We start from the raw sequence: 15619 nt of genomic DNA, 5'->3' as shown, positions 1-15619 counted from the left end.
CAAAACGAGAATATTTTCCCGTAAACGTTCGGTTTATAATTTTTGTATTATTTGATTACAAGCTAATAGTTTTGGTTATCAGATGATAAAGGAGGAGTTCGTTTTCAAATGCACTTAGCGAAACTGTTTCAGGAATCGAATGGTGTTGCCGATAAAAAAGCGTTGTACGATTTCTTCAGGAGTGATCTTACGATTTTCGGGAAGGACAAGCACCCGGTTATTCTTCAGGTAATTTCCGGCGATTTGCAGCAGGGGCTTTTGGAGTAAGGGGTAATATTCGGCTGTCCAGATACCGGGTAACGGATCGATCGTGCCATCGTAATCGCTCCCAATGGCGGCAATGTTCCACGCTGGCAGCTCATTTCTGTCAAGGAGTTCAGCCATGTGTTGTATTTGATGCCAGATGAGTTGCGCTGAGCGTTCAACATCGGTCGTTTTATTCAGCGAACGTAACTTTTTCTTCACCAGTTTTTTTTGAGCTATGCGGCGTGTATCGAACTGTATAGCAAACAATCCTCCTGAACGAGCAATATCCAAAACTTCTTCGTCAAAAAAGTTAATGTCGGAAGAATAATATGTCTTGGGGAATCGTGCTGTTTTGTCGCCTTTGAAATTCATTCCATTCAGGGCTCCATGACTAACCAGCGTGGGTATTTCACGCTTTTGATAGTCAGATTTTAACAGGTTGAAATATTCTTTTCGGCTTTTAATACTCATGTGTTTGATATCGATGTATACCGGTTTACCGTTTTGATCGGATAGCAAATGATCAAGCACTTTCTTGCCAAGCGAAGTAAATCCCTGGTTCAATCCGTTTTGTTGGTCAACAAATGCTTTTATGGGTTCAAGGCTACTGGCATGTCCACAAAGTTCATTGTTAAAATTGTGTGCAAATGTGATAAATACCGGAGGGTATTTCCATTGTTTTACCGTTTTAATATTTTGAACAATCTCTTCTGCATTAGCTGTTATTCCATATTCTTCAAGACCGGAATTAAAAACGTGAGCACCTTCAATACTTAAAAGAACGGCAGTTTTATTCTTTTCCTCGATTATTTTTTCAGTTGTAGCCCAATCGGATGCCAGTTGCCAGGTGTGTTGTTTTTCCCCAAAGGTATGTTCTTGCTGACTTTGAGTAAAGAAAGCATATTCCTTTTCGAGGTCTTCAAAATAATTGGTATGCTTTTGTAAATGTCGGATCCGTTGGTAGCCAATATCTGTAATAAGGTTCGAAAGAAATGCAGAGATAGATCCTTTGCCCGCACCGTTTATAAAGAATCCTTTTTCAAAAGGATAAAGTGATGCAAATACAATCCCGGCACCCCCTTTCCTGAGCGTTGTGAAATCGGCCTGAGAAAAGCGGGTGATCCCGGCCACAATGTTTAATAATTTGGTGAATGTCCCCGGTGGATTGTAGTACCACACATTGCATTTTTTATTTGGCTCGCACGAATCGTACGAATGACCGTAAGTTTTAAGATTGGGGTGACAATGAATATCGGCAAATAGTAGGTTGTTTTTCATGGTTCCATTTCAATTTCTTCGATAACATTTACCGTGTTATTCTGAATCAGCCGGTAGTGTTTAACAAGTGCTTCCTTTAATTGTAATGAGCGATAAGGGAGCTTATGGTCTCGCGCGAAGTTTTTGATAACCTCGGTAACTTCCGGAGCATAAACACTACTGATTCCCGGGAAAAGATGATGACAGACATGAAAATTAAAATTTCCCATCACCTGCCGGGTCAACCAGTTGTTCAAGCTTATATCGTTGGTACTTAAAAACTGATGACGAAACCAGCTGTTTTCCATGGTTCCTGACGAACCGGGAGTTGCAAATTCATTGTCGATATTAATATGCGGGGTGAGTAGTATGATCATCCCCAGTAAGCTTCCGCAAACGGTAAGCCAGAGAAAAGAGACCAATGCAAACGCAAAACTTACTCGTCCTATAAATACGGGGAGTCCGATCATTATTGTAAGGTAAAGAACTTTAAAAATGATCATTTTGGGGTATTCGATCAGCGGGATCTTCAACAGCTTTCTTACCACTCTTTTTTTGAAAAAGAAATCGCGGAAATCACGTACAAAGATCCAGTTTAGCAAAAACAAGGGATAAAGTAAAAAGACGTAATATTTCTGGTAACGTTGATATTTTTGGATCTTCTGGTGAGGGAAAACATTCACCGGCCCACTCTGTTCTACATCAGCATCCCAATCCATAATATTAGGATATTTGTGGTGAAAGAGCAGGTGTCTTTTTTGCCAGATGTAACTGTTGGCTCCAAGCAGATCGAAAATGTGATACACCAACCGGTTATGCTTCTTCCGGGTAAATAAATTGCCATGTGCGGCTTCATGAATTACATTCGAGAACAATAACACGGCAGTGATCCCCATAATTCCATACAACAAGAAAAATAATAGAGCTGAAGCTGAGAAAAATACAGCTATTATGTATAGGGATAAATAAAAGCCAAGGAGGATAAAGAGCTTTATTTTTAGCTGATTTATTCTGTTGTTGGGTAAGGACTGAAGTTTTGTGTTAACAAGCCGGTATAATTCCATCATGAGGAGTGTATCCTCTTTTTTCAATGCATAGTTTGGTGCTGACATATTGAAGTTCTAAAAATTGATAACCACAATAGTCATGGCGTGCATAAATATACTTGATTTTGTTTAATTTGGTTTCAGTTGGTCTTTCCGTTCAGCTTTAACTGCATAAATCCGGGCATATGAAAACAGCCACCTTTAACACACCGGAAGTTATCCCGGAGTAGGCAAAAGGTGGCCGTTACAGATCTATTCAGGATCAGCTTTAATCGTCGTCATCGTCGTCATCGTCATCGCCGTGTTTTTTCTTATTGTACCAATTCTTGTACCAGTCGTCCCAGTGTTTGTATTCAGCGCGACAGTCGCGTTTCAGGTTGCCAAAGATGGTGTAGTAAACCGAGCGGTTCACTTCCGATGAGATCAGGATCACACCGTCGGTAAGTTGGGCATTGTCGAGATCTTCCGAATCGACATCCAGCATCAATTCATCGAGGTAAAGCTGTATCTCCGAAACCACATCAACACCTTCTTCGGTAATTTCCACATCTTCTTTTTCGGTTTTAAAGCTCAGATCGTCCCAGACTTCAACTGCAATGGGCCAGTTCCCGGTGCCATTGCTGTAGGTTCCGGCCAGGTAAAATACGGGCTGATCGTGGGCATCATCTTTATCGCCGCTAACTTTTAGCTCAATCTCGTCGTAAATCCCGGGCGCAAGTACAAAGTTGCCAAGCGTGAGGTTGGTATCGAGCAAGTTCACCACTTCGGGACCGTACCATTTGTACTCCACTTCAATGGAATCACGACCGGTGGTCAGGCTTTTTAACTTGGCTTCGAATTTAATGCTCGACACGATCATTTGTGTCGTGTCCCACGTAATGGAGTCCATTGAAACTGCTGCCGATTTGGTTTTGCTCACCGGTAGTGTAAAGCTGGTGTTCAGTGCCTGAAGTTTTACCCCCAGTTCGGAGCTTTCATTGTTCTTGTCGTTTAAATCATCTTTCTGACAGGCCGTAAAAACGACAGCCAACGCTACAATAGCTAATGTCAGTAATTTTTTTCTTTTCATCATTCTCTCTATTTAATGGTTGTTAAAAAAATCTTCAACACGTTTCACGCAAAATTCTTTTTCGCGCTTAGAGAGATGCGTAAATGGCCTAATGTATAACAACATTAGATGAGGTGGCTTTGAAATTGAGGTTTTAAAGTATGCGGGTTACTTCGTAATAAACGTTAGTACAAAGATATTATTTTCTTTTGTTTAAGATTTGATCCAGCGAGAATTTCCCGCTTCCCGTGATCAGTAATACTACATATAGAACCAAGTACAGCAGTGCCATTTCTTTACGTCCGAAAGGATCGCCGCCGTGAGCAATAAAGGCAGCTACCGACATGGTAACAATAAGCGGAATTGCTGCCAGGCGGGTGCCGAGCCCCAATACAATTAAAATGGCACAAACAAATTCGGCAAATACAGCTAGCACCAGCGAAACTTCAGGACCAAGTCCCAGTGGATCGCCAAAACGCATTTCGCCCGAAAGTAAACGCTGCAGTTTTGGATAGCCGTGGGTGAGCATGAATCCACCCGCACTTAATCGAAGCAGCAGCAATCCGAAATGTGTTCCTGAAACAGGAATTTTTGTTTGAAATAATTTTCTCAAGGCAGACCAAATATACTTTTCATAATAACACAGAACTTTTCAATTTGTTAGTTTCTGTGAATTAAAAATGTACTCGCTAAAGGGAGTGAACAAATTATGTTTGCTACATAGTAGCTTCAACTAAAATTCATTTCCATTTAAAAATTATTAGTCCCGGCTCAACCGTTTGTCTCTGTGATTGTTGTATGTGTATATGAGTAAATAGTATTTTTCATTATTGGTATTTCCATGTGAAAGATAACAAACAAAAAATTTCAAAACCTAAAATGTATTAATATGAAAAAGAATATGGGAATAGCAGATCGCGCAGCAAGGATCGTAGTTGCTGTGGTTTTGGCCATACTTTATTTCACAGGTACGGTTAGCGGCACTTTGGGAATTGTTTTACTGGTTGTGGCAGCTGTATTTCTGCTGACCAGTATCTTCAGTTTTTGCCCGCTTTATCTTCCCCTGGGCTTAAAAACCACAGGCAAAAAATGATGGATTGATCAACTCCATTTAACCGCTTTTCTCATTCAGGTTGAACAGGTAAGCGCTGGGAACGTGTACTCTAAAATTTAAAATTATGAAGACAATTTTTACTTTTAAACGTGTTATTTTAATTGCGATCATGCTTTGGGCATTGAACGGTGTCAGGGAGGTACAGTCGCAAACAAAACACGTCGTCAATGTTTCCAACGATGTTTTTACGCCTCACGAACTAACGATTGAAGCCGGCGATATTGTGGAGTGGCAAAACACCCAGGGCTGGCACAATGTGAATGGGAATCAGCACACCTACCCGAATAATCCTGAATCGTTTGGTAATGAGCCGGGGAGTGGATGGACTTATTCCTTTGTTTTTAATACTGAAGGAACTTACAAATACCAGTGCGATCCGCATGTATCTCTAGGGATGGTCGGGCAGATTGTTGTTAATTCTGCAAATGGGAATACTCAACACGATCTTACGATCAGTTTCACAAATATGGAACCTCATAACGGACAAACACTTCGTTTATGGGTGAACGATCAATCCACCGGAAGCACATTGTTCAACACCGAAGTTACAGTTTCTCCTGAATTCGAGATAGTTGCCACAGAGCTTGAAGACGGAAAATCTTACAATATCGATTTTTATGCCGATCATAATTCAAACGGTATTTATGATCCACCGCCTGCCGATCATGCCTGGCGGCTGGAATTGAACAATGTAGTGAGTGATACGGTGCTTAATTTCGGGCACAATGTTGTTTTCACCGATATATTTGATGCCACAGATGTCGGAGCGATCAACGAACAGCAATTTTCGATCTATCCCAATCCGGCAACCACAAGTGTAAATTTGTTTTATCCCGGATTCTCCCGTGATGTTTCCATTCGCATATACGATCTTGCAGGGAAATTGCGCCAGGTGCGTTCAAAAACACGTAACGGAAGAATTGAACTCGATGTGTCAGAACTACCTCGGGGAATGTATTTTATTCAATTACAGGATGGTGAGGATGTGCAAACGCGCAAATTACTAAAAAGATAGTACGAAATGAAGAAAGCAATTTTGCTGATATTTTTTATGATGCTGTTTTCAGGAATACTGAAAGCACAGGAGGAAACAATAGAGAATGCCTTCCAGGGAACCAGGGTGGTGAACGGTCTGTCGACCAATCTGGCCAAAGATGGAGAATTGCATTTGTTAATTCAACACCGGTTTGGTGACATCAGTGGCGGTTTTTATGATCTATTCGGTCTCGATCTGGCTTCTATGCGTCTTGGATTTGAATACGGTTGGGGTAATAATTTTAATGTGGGAATTGGCCGCAGTACCTGGTTAAAAACTTACGATGCCTTTGCCAAATACAGTATTGTTCAGCAAAAAACCGATTTTCCTTTTTCGGCCGTATTTAGTGCCGGAGGATCACTGCCCATCATTCGCGACTATTTCCCCGAAGGCAATGATAAGTTTTCCGATAAATTTTCGTGGAATGCTCAACTTCACCTCTCTAAAACCATCGGAGTATTTGCACTGCATCTTTCACCAGGCTACCTGAAAACCGGTTACCTGAAAGATGTAGACGAGAACCTGTCGGTAGTTACTTTGGCATCGGCTGCCGCAGTTCGCATTTCAAAGAAAGTATCGGCCAACATCGAGTACCTGGTGCCTTTTAATGCTGACATTCCCGGCAATAATGCACTTTCGCTCGGCGTGGATATCGATACCGGGGGACACCTGTTTCAACTGGTATTGTCGAACAACAACCGCATGTTCGATCAGGCGGTGTACACCAACACCACCGGCAGCTGGGGCGATGGGCACCTGTATTTTGGCTTTAATCTGATTCGTAAATTTAAACTCAAATATGATCCATTATGGACCGAATAGATTTTTTAAGAAAACTTGCCGTAGGAGGTAGCTTTCTGCTGGCAGGACCGACTTTCATGGCTTCTTGTTCAAAAGACGGTGATACTACCGATCCTGATCCCGGGAATGGAAATGACATTACCATCGACCTCACCGATTCTTCATTCGATGACCTTGACACAGTAGGCGGTTATGTGTACTATGGCAGTATGATCATTTTCCGAACAGGTAACGATAGTTACAGGGCCTTGTCGAAAAAGTGTACACATCAGGGCTGCGATGTTACTTACGATCACTCCAGTGGAGATGTACCCTGTCCCTGTCATGGTTCGGTTTATAGCACATCTGGTGTTGTTACCAATGGCCCGGCAATGAGTAATCTGACAAGTTACTCGGTGGTAAAAAGTGGAAATACACTAACCATCAAATAGCGGGTATTTTTTGAAAATCAGAACGGGTAGTAAGCTACTTATTCATGCCAATGAGCATTCCACCAATGTAGGGAATTAGCCAGATCAGCCAAACCATCAGGCTGTATCGGTGAAATTTTTTACGGAGTTGCACTTTGTTTCGGCGTACAACATGGGTGGCCCAAATAGCATGTGCCAGCATCAACCAGAGTGCCAACTGGCCGGAGAGGGTATGCGAATCGAGCAGGCTAAAAGGATGTTTCGAAATAAAATGCATGGCAAGCGTACCGGTCACATCAAAAGTAAAACCGATCCAGAAGGTGAGGACGTGCCACGATTTCAGGTACGATGAAAGTCGTTCGGCCCAAACACCAAGCGTATAAAATACCAATGCGAGGGTGATGGTTACGGTTGAAAAAAGTAGCATTCCGGACATGATAAATTCATTTACGATCTGAAAATAATTACAACTTTTACAAAAATCAATTGTTGGAAATACTTAAACGCCGCAAAAATCCGATATCTGCAATATTTAAGCAGATTTCATTTCTTTGCGCAAAATTAAAACGATGCAGGAATTTACTAAGAACGATAAAATGGTGCATCTGGTACAGGCCAACCATAACCTGTTGCCGGTGATTCACCGCTTTGGTATACGACTGGGATTTGGGAATAGAACCGTTGAAGAACTTTGTTTGGCGTACGAAGTAAATTCCGATTTTTTTCTGGCCATTGTGAATACGTTTAACAACAAGAACTTTTTCCCAAAAGACCGTTTGCTTTCGTTTTCGCCCCTGCTTTTGGTGGATTACCTGAAAAAAACGCACCAGTATTACATCGATTATTCGTTGCCGAGAATAGAAAAACTCATCCACCGGCTTTTGTTAAGTACACCGAAACAGAACAGCGAAATGCAGATGATTGAGAAGTTCTATCTGTCGTATAAAAAGAAATTGATCGAGCATTTCGACGAAGAAGAGCAAGATGTTTTTCCGGTGGTTGAGAAACTGGTTCTGCATCCTGAAGAAGTAAAAAATACTAGCTTCGATTCCAATTTTGAAGAAGAGCATGAGCACGTTGATTTTGAGTTGGACGACCTTAAAAACATAATCCTGAAATATCTGGTTCCGGAATACGACGAATTGGTTTGCAACAAATTGATGGAAGAGATTTGCCACTTCGAGCGGGATATTCACGACCATTCCAGAATGGAAGATGCGATATTGATTCCGCAGGTAAAACAGCTCTTAAATGCCGTTGAATAATGGCTAAAGCTGTTGTAATAATTCATCCGTCGGAGATCGTTCGAAAAGGATTAGCGGCGATACTGGAAGATTTCCAGGGTATTCGCATTGCCTGTTTTTCGGATTTCTCGAAGCTGAATTTACAGGATTTTAAGGCCGTGAAGCAACTTATACTGTTTGTTCCTGCAAGTTGTAAATATGCACATGAGTTGCTTGGTGTCCGAACGACGGTAGGCAATCATGTACTGGTTGGAATTCTTGCCAACGAGAAAGTACAATACATTAAAAACACTTTCGATCATTTGGTTCCGCTTGATGTTCCTGCCCGGCAAATTCTTAAAATTGCGGAAGATCTTTTTGAAGGCGGAGAAAGTACGGACATTGAAGAACTCACGGTTCGCGAAAAAGAAGTGCTTCGCCTGATCGCGCTTGGAAATACCAACAAAGCCATTGCCGATGTGCTTTACATCAGTACGCACACTGTTATTTCTCATCGCAAGAACATCACCGAAAAGCTGGGCATTAAATCCATCCCGGGCCTTACAGTTTATGCCATTATTCAGAAAATCGTGGCCACTTCCGATATATCTCCCGATCAACTTTCCTGATTTTCTTTTCACAGTCGTTTTAAATATCCCAACATGTTGGGATAAATCTCATCTGTTTACAAAATAGCTTTGTCCCCTGAATTAATTACTGAAATCACTCAAAATGAAAAGATCAATTTTAATGTTGGTACTGTTATTTCTAAGTGCCCAAATATTTTCCCAAAATCAGCAAGATGAAACCGGCTCGATGAATGCCGCCGAAACATTGCTGAATTCTGATTCAAAATTATCGATAGGTGGCTATGCACAAATCGATTTTAACCAGCCAGTTGTCGATGGTCAGCGGCAAAATGCCAATCTCGATGTTCATCGACTGGTGTTACTTTTCGCCTATCGGTTTAGCGAGAAGACGAATTTTGTAACCGAAATCGAGCTGGAACATGTAAAGGAAGTTTATGTGGAGCAGGCATTTCTGAATCACGAATTTCTTCCGTGGCTAAATTTTCGCGGCGGTTTAATGCTGGTGCCCATGGGAATTATAAACGAATATCACGAGCCACCAACATTCAACGGTGTGGAGCGCCCCAACCTCGATAGTAAAATCGTTCCAACAACATGGCGCGAGATTGGTCTGGGATTTTCCGGGAGGTTTGACAAAGCTTCGCTTAAATACCAGGTTTATGTAATGAATGGTTTTAATGGCTACAATGGCGGAGGCACGTTTCGTGGGAGTGATGGTTTTAGAAAAGGCCGCCAGAAAGGAGCCGAGTCGTTTATGAGTTCACCAACACTGGCCACGAAATTCGACTATTACGGTATCCCGGGATTAAAATTGGGATTAAGCACTTATAACGGAAAATCGCAATCGAGCTTTTACGATGGATTGGAAGACAGCGATGATGCCGGTTTGGCGATTGCCGATTCATCGGTGGTAGGAATTTCAATGCTGGGGTTGGATGCCCGCTACCGTAACGGTGGATTTGAAGCCCGCGGACAGTTAAACTGGGCCGGAATTTCGAATACAGAAGAATATAATGGGCTAAGCGGCAGCGATTTGGGGAGTCAAATGCTGGGCTGGTACCTCGAAGCCGGATATAATGTGCTTCACGGTTCGCAAACTTCACAGCGGCTGGTACCATTTGTACGTTACGAGCAGTACAATACACATGCAAAAACATCAGGAAATCTCGCTGTAAACGATGCATACAACAGAACCGACGTAACTGTGGGGGCAGGTTGGTGGCTGGCAACCGGCGCCGTGCTGAAAGCCGACTATCAGTTCTTTTCGAATGCCGCCGACAACAACAGCGGACAATTTAACCTGGGAATAGGTATTTGGTTTTAAAGATCGATTATGGCAAGGATACTACTTTTAATCACATTGCTGTCAGTTTCGGAATTCACGCATTCTGTTCCGGATTTTTATGCTGAAAACAAAGCACTAAAGTTCCTCGAGAAAACGCTAAAAGTAAAGGAACTGGAACTCGGCGAACGTATTGATTTTACCGATCAACTGGATGAAGGACGAAAGGTAGTGGCTTATCCCTTTTCGTATCCCGGAAAGCCCGAAAAATATTTTGCGGTGTTTACCGAATCGAAAGGCCGATATGATATGTTTGATTACCTGCTGATCACTGATAAGGAAGGCGAGATTCAACAGGTTAAAGTATTGAGATATCGCTCGGAACATGGCGGGGAGATCGCTTCCAAAAAGTGGTTGTCGCAGTTTGAACACTACAAAGGCGGCGATCTGTATTACGAAGAAGAAATTTCGGCCATCTCAGGAGCAACTATTTCAGCCATGTCCATCACGCGTGATATTCCAAAGGTGGTCTATATAATTCAGGCTTATGCCGAAAATTAGAATTATTAGTTTTTACGGACGGTTGTAAAGTCCGACATAACGTTTTAGCATATACCGAAAAACCATGCCCGATATTGGAGCATGGTTTTTCTTTTTTAGGAGATGCATATTATGCTTTTCATAGTTTGATGAACTTTTTTGAGTCGGATATTCGATAAATTTTGTCCGACCGCTCCACAATTTTTGTGCACAATTTCCACATAAATCTGTGGAAATAAATTCCACTCAAAAAAATACGAGTGTCGTAGTATGCAGGAAAAGAGTGTGTTATGAATTTTTGTTGCCCGAAAACTCTTATGGCATATTATTCGAGTATTACATGATAAAACGTCGGATATTATGAAAGCACATGATTTAAAAGCGGAGATTAACAAGAGATTGAATGTGATTAACGGTAAAATTATCCGTTTGAAGAAACAGCTTGAGAATGAAGAGCAAAATACAGATCTGGAAGAAACAGTTGCCGATCTGGAAGTCATTCGCGACGATATCATTCATCAGTACAATGTGATCAACACACTGAAATTGAGTGCCGATGAGAAGCTGAAGGAGATGGAGAAAAAGATCTTTGCTTCCATTCAGTCGTTTGATAAAGCATTTAATGAAGCTGGTGGTTTGTTCAAATCCTCACGCCTGAAAGAACGACATCATTCAATCGATTTTAATAATCCGGGAAGAACGGAATGAGTGATGTAAGGTACCCTGGCACACATTTTTTAATTTTAAAACAGAGGAAACAGATATGAAACGGAGTTTGAATGAATTAATTGGCTATTCGATAAAAGCCAAAAACGGAGAAAAAGGGAAAGTTAAGAACTTTTTATTTGACGATAGAAGCTGGTCGGTTCGCTACCTGGAAGCTGAACTCGGAAACATCTTTTTTGGAAGAAGGGTGTTGATCCCACGTATTTTTCTGGGAGAACCCGATTGGGATAACAAGCATTTTCAGATACAACTTACGGTAGAGTCGATTAAAGAATCGCCGGACCTAAGTTTTGATTTACCTGTATCGAAAGAGTACGAAAAGCGCCTGGTCGACCACTACGAAATTCATCCTTATTGGATGGTGAACGCGGCGGCCTATGCCGGACAGGACTCAGTATTTTATCCCGGTCCTTTATTTCGTGCACCAAAAAAAGTAATCAAAGAAGAAGATATTGATACCAACCTGCGCAGCTTAACTGAGGTGCTGGGTTATAAAATCGATGCAGTCGACGATACCTTTGGTCAGGTTAGCGACTTAATTATTGATGATGAAGACTGGCAGATACTTCACGTGGTGATCGACACCAAAAACTGGGTGCCGTGGAGCCGAAAAGTAATGCTGCCCATTGAAATGATCGATGAAATTAGTTTTGTTGATCGGAAGGTAACCGTTGAGTTACCAAAAGAATCGATTAAAGATTCGCCGGAATTCGATGATGAAGAACCGGTGAATGCTGAATTCGAACATGTGCTGTACGACTATTACGGAAGAAAACAATAGACTTTGACCAATCGTTACAACAAAAAACGGAGCTAAATGCTCCGTTTTTTTTAGCTTATTTTTCCGTGGATTTGTTCACATTCCTGTTTAGTAAACTCTACTCCTGCGGAATAAGCTATTTTTCTTTTTTATGGCGTATTATTATCCAACAATCAGTCGCCCTTTCATACCGGCCTGATAGTGTGCCCTGAACGTACAGATATATTCGTAGGTTCCTTTCGTTTCCGGAACCGTTATGACAATGGAATCGGTTTCGCCGCCTCCCAACATATCGGTGTGTGCAATTATCTTACTTTCCAGGCTCGGATCGATATAATCGTTTTTGGCATGTTGCAAGCCTTTGGTCACAAAATTCAGGGCATCGGTACCTTGTTTCAGCAATACCCAGTTGTGTGCCATTTGACTCTTATCCATGTTACTCACCGTTTTTAAAGTGATCTTCAATTTTTCGCCCGGCGAAGCTTTAATGGTTTCAACTGTAAACCGAAGATTATCGTGACCTTCGATTTTAATTTCGCGTTGTGCCCATATGCTGATAGAAACCAGCATAAAAAGGAGGGTTAATCCAAATGCTTTAAATCGTTTCATGAGGTAATATTTTTAAGAAGTTTTACCAAAACCGGCAGATGGTTTTATGCCACCGTGATTTTGCTGATTACATCTTTCACACCTTTGGTGTGCAGTGCCTGTTCTTCAATCTCTTTTCGGATGGGATCGTTGGCAACACAGCCCGATAGGTAAACGTTTCCTTTGTCTACTTCGGCATCAATTTTTTGTGCATCAATCAGCGGGCTTTTTTCAAAAGCCGCCAGCAGTTCCTGCTCAATCGATTCATCCTTTGTTTCCAGCTCGGACCTTACCTGCAAGCGGTTGTCTACTTCGGTTACTCCTTTAGCCGAGCTTACTATTTTCTCGGCAGCAATACTTTCGCTCAGGTTCGAAACATGCCCCGACAGAATAACCTCTCCGTTATTTACATTTACCTGCACATTTAACGGATTGATGCTCTTTTGCCATTTGAAATACTGTTGAATATTTTCATTGATTTCCTGATCGGAAACAACAGGTTGATTGGGCTGAAAGTGTACCTGAAGTTCGTTAATAACAGTAAAATCCCTGGCAGTTTCTGTGGCATCGCGAAATGCTTCCACTTTTCCGCTGTAGGTCTGCACATGCCCCTGAAGCAGTACTTCATTTCCTTCTACATGTACATGAATGTTATTGATATTTACGGCATCGTTATTCGCAAGCCGGTCAATGATATTTTTCTTTACAATTTCTTCTGGTAATGGTTTCATAACTTTTCTATTTTTTGATTTAGTATTAACTGCTGCCATATTCATACCAAGCCCATTCATCTGAATGATAAATTTGGAGGCTTTTTCAAGTAATAGTAAATCAGTGTGTTATAAGGATAGGCTAATCGGACAAGTAGATAATTAGTTCAAAAATGTAGAAAGCATTCCGGTGAGTGTGGCATGTTTCTACACCGGTAGATTTGTACCCCGGATTTTACATGTTCCGGACATCGAGGAAGGAACCGCTATCGTAATTTTTTGCCTTTTCAATAGCCCGGACATTGGTTTCCGCCGCTTCATCGATGCCAGGCATTTTTCCCGATGCGCGTACTTCCTTTAATCGTGCTATGGTCGGATAATCTTTTTCTTTGGGCAGCGCCGCAACATATTCCTGCATGGCCGAATTGATCAATCCTGGAGCAAGCGCACAAAAATGCGTATTGGATTGCTCGTTTGCATACAGTTTAATCAACATGTTCAAAGTGGCTTTCGAGAGCGAGTAGGCGTTCCAGCCCTGCGATCCGCTAATGGAAGCTCCTGACGAAATAGCAACTACCTGCCCGATGTGCCGCAGTTCGGAGAAAAGTATGTCGATGATGATCTTATTCGACCATACATTTACATCCATTACTTTTTTTATCTCGTCGATTCCGGTGTCTTTCATTTCTTTTATTTCGTTCAGCATTCCGGCATTCAAAATCACCAGATCAATTGTTCCGACTTCCGAAAGAAATGCCGGCAGGTTTTTTCCAAGACTATTAAAATCAGAAATATCCTGTTGAAGAAATGAAAACCCGGCATTACGATTCAATTCATCGTTCGAACGTCGACTCAGGCCATATACATTATGGCCTTCTTTTAAATAATACTTTGCCAGACCATAACCAAGGCCTGAACTGGTACCTGTAATAAAAATGTTCATGTTTTTCTGTTTTGTGAAGCTGCAATTTAATTTTTTCGTTTCTAATTCGGAAAATATACCAGTGCCGGACTATGAATGGTTTTCAGGAACATGATTGTATCTGTTACTGCTTTTTTACTGTCGTTGTTATCGTTCACCATTATTAAAAGATCATGATTATTACGGTGAAAGTAGTTGTTAACTGTTGTAATAAAATCTTTGCCTTCGAGAATATTTGTTTTTACTGTAGAGTGTGGCAACACATATTCTTTGGCAACATCGCGCCAGGCAATGGCTTTTAGCTCCAACTCGGTATAATCATTCTGCGAAGCTACGCCTACAGCGTTAACCGTCATTCTAAAATGATCGAACAAGAACCTCAGTTTCTTCATGGAAATGTAATTGTTCCTGTCAATATTTAACGGCATCAGTGCATTTCCGATATCTGTAAACTTTTCACCGGGCGGCACAACAATTACAGGAACGCCGGCTTTTTTGATCAGACGCACAATTTCGGACGTATTCTCAAACATGTCTTCATCGGCTTCGGCATTAACAACCACCAAACAATCGGGATTAAGAGCGAAGCGATGTTCCAGTTCTTCTTCGAGACTGTTCTCTACGATCAACCGGTTAATTTTTAGTGGATAATTCAGGCGCGATCCTTCACTGCTAAGCAGCTTATCCATTTCGTTACTTACGCGATGCTTCTCGAGCTTTATGGTTTCGGCCTGTGTCAAAGTTTCTCCAGGGCTGATACTCTGAGAATCAGATACCGAGCTGTAAGTTCCCTGGTGGGTTCGAGGATCGATTACATGCAGTACATCTGCTTCCGATTCCAGTGCTACAGCTAATCTTAATCCGTAAGGAATAATGGTTTCTTTTGAATTGCTAATGTCGCTTAAAATTATTGTTTTCATGATGATTTGTTTTAACGTATTTGATAATAATCTAAAAGTATGGGGCAAGAGTTGTTCCATCATCACGAGTTGTACTTTAAAAAAGACTTGAATCATCTGTAATACTTAACTGACGCTGTTTCCAACGATTCTGAAAGAACGATTATTCCTTTTAATCGTGTAGAAATGGCAGGAAAAATTGAGAAAAGAATTCCACAAAAACAGTGCTTAATTCAAGAAATGATATTACATATCGAAGTAGGAGCAGGCTGATATTTAAAAAGGAATTTACTACGACTGATGGTAATTGTCGGTTTCAAGTGTGGAAATACAAATACTTTGTGAAGATATTCTACATTAATAGGTTTTAATCCTCAGGTATAAAATATTGTACTCGAATTAGTTGTGTTTTAATTTATTT

General features: G+C 41.3%; 19 protein-coding genes. 10 read left to right on the top strand and 9 right to left on the bottom strand.

Annotated features, from left to right (window positions below; genetic code table 11):
* Positions 1 to 114: 114 nt before the first annotated feature.
* From WFY05_RS06000 to WFY05_RS05985, 4 genes are all read right to left on the bottom strand, one after another.
* Entirely contained in the window at positions 115 to 1524 is a 1410-nt protein-coding gene (locus WFY05_RS06000; RefSeq protein ID WP_340111834.1) for a membrane dipeptidase, read from the bottom strand.
* Positions 1521 to 2567, bottom strand: a complete 1047-nt coding sequence (locus tag WFY05_RS05995) for a fatty acid desaturase family protein (RefSeq protein ID WP_340112267.1) — start codon at positions 2565 to 2567, stop codon at positions 1521 to 1523. The genes WFY05_RS06000 and WFY05_RS05995 overlap by 4 nt, the downstream gene beginning before the upstream one ends.
* A gap of 250 nt (positions 2568 to 2817) precedes the next feature.
* Complete coding sequence (locus tag WFY05_RS05990) at positions 2818 to 3621, bottom strand: hypothetical protein (protein WP_340111832.1); 804 nt, start codon at positions 3619 to 3621, stop codon at positions 2818 to 2820.
* A gap of 175 nt (positions 3622 to 3796) precedes the next feature.
* Positions 3797 to 4210 (bottom strand): DoxX family protein, encoded by a 414-nt coding sequence (locus WFY05_RS05985; RefSeq protein ID WP_340111831.1) that lies wholly within the window; start codon positions 4208 to 4210, stop codon positions 3797 to 3799.
* Positions 4211 to 4486: 276 nt separating this feature from the next.
* On the opposite strand from WFY05_RS05985, the gene WFY05_RS05980 reads away from it, so the two are divergent.
* The 4 genes from WFY05_RS05980 to WFY05_RS05965 all read left to right on the top strand — a co-directional run bounded on the left by WFY05_RS05980 (position 4487) and on the right by WFY05_RS05965 (position 6979).
* Positions 4487 to 4690 (top strand): YgaP family membrane protein, encoded by a 204-nt coding sequence (locus WFY05_RS05980; protein WP_340111829.1) that lies wholly within the window; start codon positions 4487 to 4489, stop codon positions 4688 to 4690.
* An 85-nt stretch (positions 4691 to 4775) separates the two neighbouring features.
* Positions 4776 to 5726: a T9SS type A sorting domain-containing protein gene (locus WFY05_RS05975; RefSeq protein WP_340111828.1), complete on the top strand. Its 951-nt coding sequence runs from the start codon at positions 4776 to 4778 to the stop codon at positions 5724 to 5726.
* Between the two features lie 6 nt (positions 5727 to 5732).
* The gene (locus tag WFY05_RS05970; protein ID WP_340111827.1) at positions 5733 to 6569 is read left to right on the top strand and encodes a DUF5777 family beta-barrel protein; all 837 of its coding nucleotides are present in this window, start codon (positions 5733 to 5735) and stop codon (positions 6567 to 6569) included.
* Positions 6557 to 6979: a QcrA and Rieske domain-containing protein gene (locus WFY05_RS05965; RefSeq protein ID WP_340111826.1), complete on the top strand. Its 423-nt coding sequence runs from the start codon at positions 6557 to 6559 to the stop codon at positions 6977 to 6979. The genes WFY05_RS05970 and WFY05_RS05965 overlap by 13 nt, the downstream gene beginning before the upstream one ends.
* Positions 6980 to 7013: 34 nt before the next feature.
* On the opposite strand, the gene WFY05_RS05960 is transcribed toward WFY05_RS05965, so the two are convergent.
* Positions 7014 to 7394: an HsmA family protein gene (locus tag WFY05_RS05960; protein WP_340111825.1), complete on the bottom strand. Its 381-nt coding sequence runs from the start codon at positions 7392 to 7394 to the stop codon at positions 7014 to 7016.
* Positions 7395 to 7527: 133 nt separating this feature from the next.
* Between WFY05_RS05960 and WFY05_RS05955 the strand changes: the two genes are divergently transcribed.
* From WFY05_RS05955 to WFY05_RS05930, 6 genes are all read left to right on the top strand, one after another.
* Positions 7528 to 8223, top strand: coding sequence for a hypothetical protein (locus tag WFY05_RS05955; RefSeq protein WP_340111824.1), 696 nt, complete (start codon positions 7528 to 7530; stop codon positions 8221 to 8223).
* On the top strand, positions 8223 to 8810 hold the full coding sequence (locus tag WFY05_RS05950; protein WP_340111823.1) for a helix-turn-helix domain-containing protein: 588 nt from the start codon (positions 8223 to 8225) through the stop codon (positions 8808 to 8810). Before WFY05_RS05955 ends, WFY05_RS05950 begins: the two co-directional genes overlap by 1 nt.
* Before the next feature lie 103 nt (positions 8811 to 8913).
* Positions 8914 to 10095: a putative porin gene (locus WFY05_RS05945; RefSeq protein ID WP_340111822.1), complete on the top strand. Its 1182-nt coding sequence runs from the start codon at positions 8914 to 8916 to the stop codon at positions 10093 to 10095.
* Positions 10096 to 10104: 9 nt separating this feature from the next.
* A complete protein-coding gene (locus WFY05_RS05940; protein WP_340111820.1) occupies positions 10105 to 10614 on the top strand; it encodes an FMN-binding protein in 510 nt (169 codons plus the stop codon).
* A gap of 339 nt (positions 10615 to 10953) precedes the next feature.
* On the top strand, positions 10954 to 11301 hold the full coding sequence (locus WFY05_RS05935; RefSeq protein ID WP_340111819.1) for a hypothetical protein: 348 nt from the start codon (positions 10954 to 10956) through the stop codon (positions 11299 to 11301).
* Positions 11302 to 11356: 55 nt separating this feature from the next.
* Positions 11357 to 12100, top strand: coding sequence for a PRC-barrel domain-containing protein (locus WFY05_RS05930; RefSeq protein WP_340111818.1), 744 nt, complete (start codon positions 11357 to 11359; stop codon positions 12098 to 12100).
* A 141-nt stretch (positions 12101 to 12241) separates the two neighbouring features.
* Here the strand turns inward: WFY05_RS05930 and WFY05_RS05925 are convergent, their stop codons facing one another.
* The 4 genes from WFY05_RS05925 to WFY05_RS05910 form a co-directional block, all read right to left on the bottom strand.
* Entirely contained in the window at positions 12242 to 12688 is a 447-nt protein-coding gene (locus WFY05_RS05925) for a plastocyanin/azurin family copper-binding protein (RefSeq protein WP_340111817.1), read from the bottom strand.
* A 44-nt stretch (positions 12689 to 12732) separates the two neighbouring features.
* On the bottom strand, positions 12733 to 13398 hold the full coding sequence (locus WFY05_RS05920; RefSeq protein ID WP_340111816.1) for a BON domain-containing protein: 666 nt from the start codon (positions 13396 to 13398) through the stop codon (positions 12733 to 12735).
* 214 nt (positions 13399 to 13612) lie between these two features.
* A complete protein-coding gene (locus tag WFY05_RS05915) occupies positions 13613 to 14320 on the bottom strand; it encodes an SDR family NAD(P)-dependent oxidoreductase (protein WP_340111815.1) in 708 nt (235 codons plus the stop codon).
* Between the two features lie 41 nt (positions 14321 to 14361).
* Positions 14362 to 15219, bottom strand: coding sequence for a hypothetical protein (locus WFY05_RS05910; RefSeq protein ID WP_340111814.1), 858 nt, complete (start codon positions 15217 to 15219; stop codon positions 14362 to 14364).
* Positions 15220 to 15619 lie beyond the last annotated feature (400 nt).

The sequence above is a fragment of the Maribellus mangrovi genome (assembly GCF_037646455.1).
GTDB lineage: Bacteria > Bacteroidota > Bacteroidia > Bacteroidales > Prolixibacteraceae > Draconibacterium > Draconibacterium mangrovi_A.
This window is presented reverse-complemented; position numbering and strand designations above follow the sequence as displayed.

Coding starts and splice junctions, on each gene's coding strand:
- WFY05_RS05945 (WP_340111822.1), top strand. CDS start 8,914: ATGAAAAGATCAATTTTAATGTTGGTACTGTTATTTCTAAGTGCCCAA.
- WFY05_RS05980 (WP_340111829.1), top strand. CDS start 4,487: ATGAAAAAGAATATGGGAATAGCAGATCGCGCAGCAAGGATCGTAGTT.
- WFY05_RS05965 (WP_340111826.1), top strand. CDS start 6,557: ATGGACCGAATAGATTTTTTAAGAAAACTTGCCGTAGGAGGTAGCTTT.
- WFY05_RS05915 (WP_340111815.1), bottom strand. CDS start 14,320: ATGAACATTTTTATTACAGGTACCAGTTCAGGCCTTGGTTATGGTCTG.
- WFY05_RS05935 (WP_340111819.1), top strand. CDS start 10,954: ATGAAAGCACATGATTTAAAAGCGGAGATTAACAAGAGATTGAATGTG.
- WFY05_RS05975 (WP_340111828.1), top strand. CDS start 4,776: ATGAAGACAATTTTTACTTTTAAACGTGTTATTTTAATTGCGATCATG.
- WFY05_RS06000 (WP_340111834.1), bottom strand. CDS start 1,524: ATGAAAAACAACCTACTATTTGCCGATATTCATTGTCACCCCAATCTT.
- WFY05_RS05950 (WP_340111823.1), top strand. CDS start 8,223: ATGGCTAAAGCTGTTGTAATAATTCATCCGTCGGAGATCGTTCGAAAA.
- WFY05_RS05955 (WP_340111824.1), top strand. CDS start 7,528: ATGCAGGAATTTACTAAGAACGATAAAATGGTGCATCTGGTACAGGCC.
- WFY05_RS05910 (WP_340111814.1), bottom strand. CDS start 15,219: ATGAAAACAATAATTTTAAGCGACATTAGCAATTCAAAAGAAACCATT.
- WFY05_RS05995 (WP_340112267.1), bottom strand. CDS start 2,567: ATGGAATTATACCGGCTTGTTAACACAAAACTTCAGTCCTTACCCAAC.
- WFY05_RS05930 (WP_340111818.1), top strand. CDS start 11,357: ATGAAACGGAGTTTGAATGAATTAATTGGCTATTCGATAAAAGCCAAA.
- WFY05_RS05960 (WP_340111825.1), bottom strand. CDS start 7,394: ATGTCCGGAATGCTACTTTTTTCAACCGTAACCATCACCCTCGCATTG.
- WFY05_RS05925 (WP_340111817.1), bottom strand. CDS start 12,688: ATGAAACGATTTAAAGCATTTGGATTAACCCTCCTTTTTATGCTGGTT.
- WFY05_RS05970 (WP_340111827.1), top strand. CDS start 5,733: ATGAAGAAAGCAATTTTGCTGATATTTTTTATGATGCTGTTTTCAGGA.
- WFY05_RS05940 (WP_340111820.1), top strand. CDS start 10,105: ATGGCAAGGATACTACTTTTAATCACATTGCTGTCAGTTTCGGAATTC.
- WFY05_RS05920 (WP_340111816.1), bottom strand. CDS start 13,398: ATGAAACCATTACCAGAAGAAATTGTAAAGAAAAATATCATTGACCGG.
- WFY05_RS05990 (WP_340111832.1), bottom strand. CDS start 3,621: ATGATGAAAAGAAAAAAATTACTGACATTAGCTATTGTAGCGTTGGCT.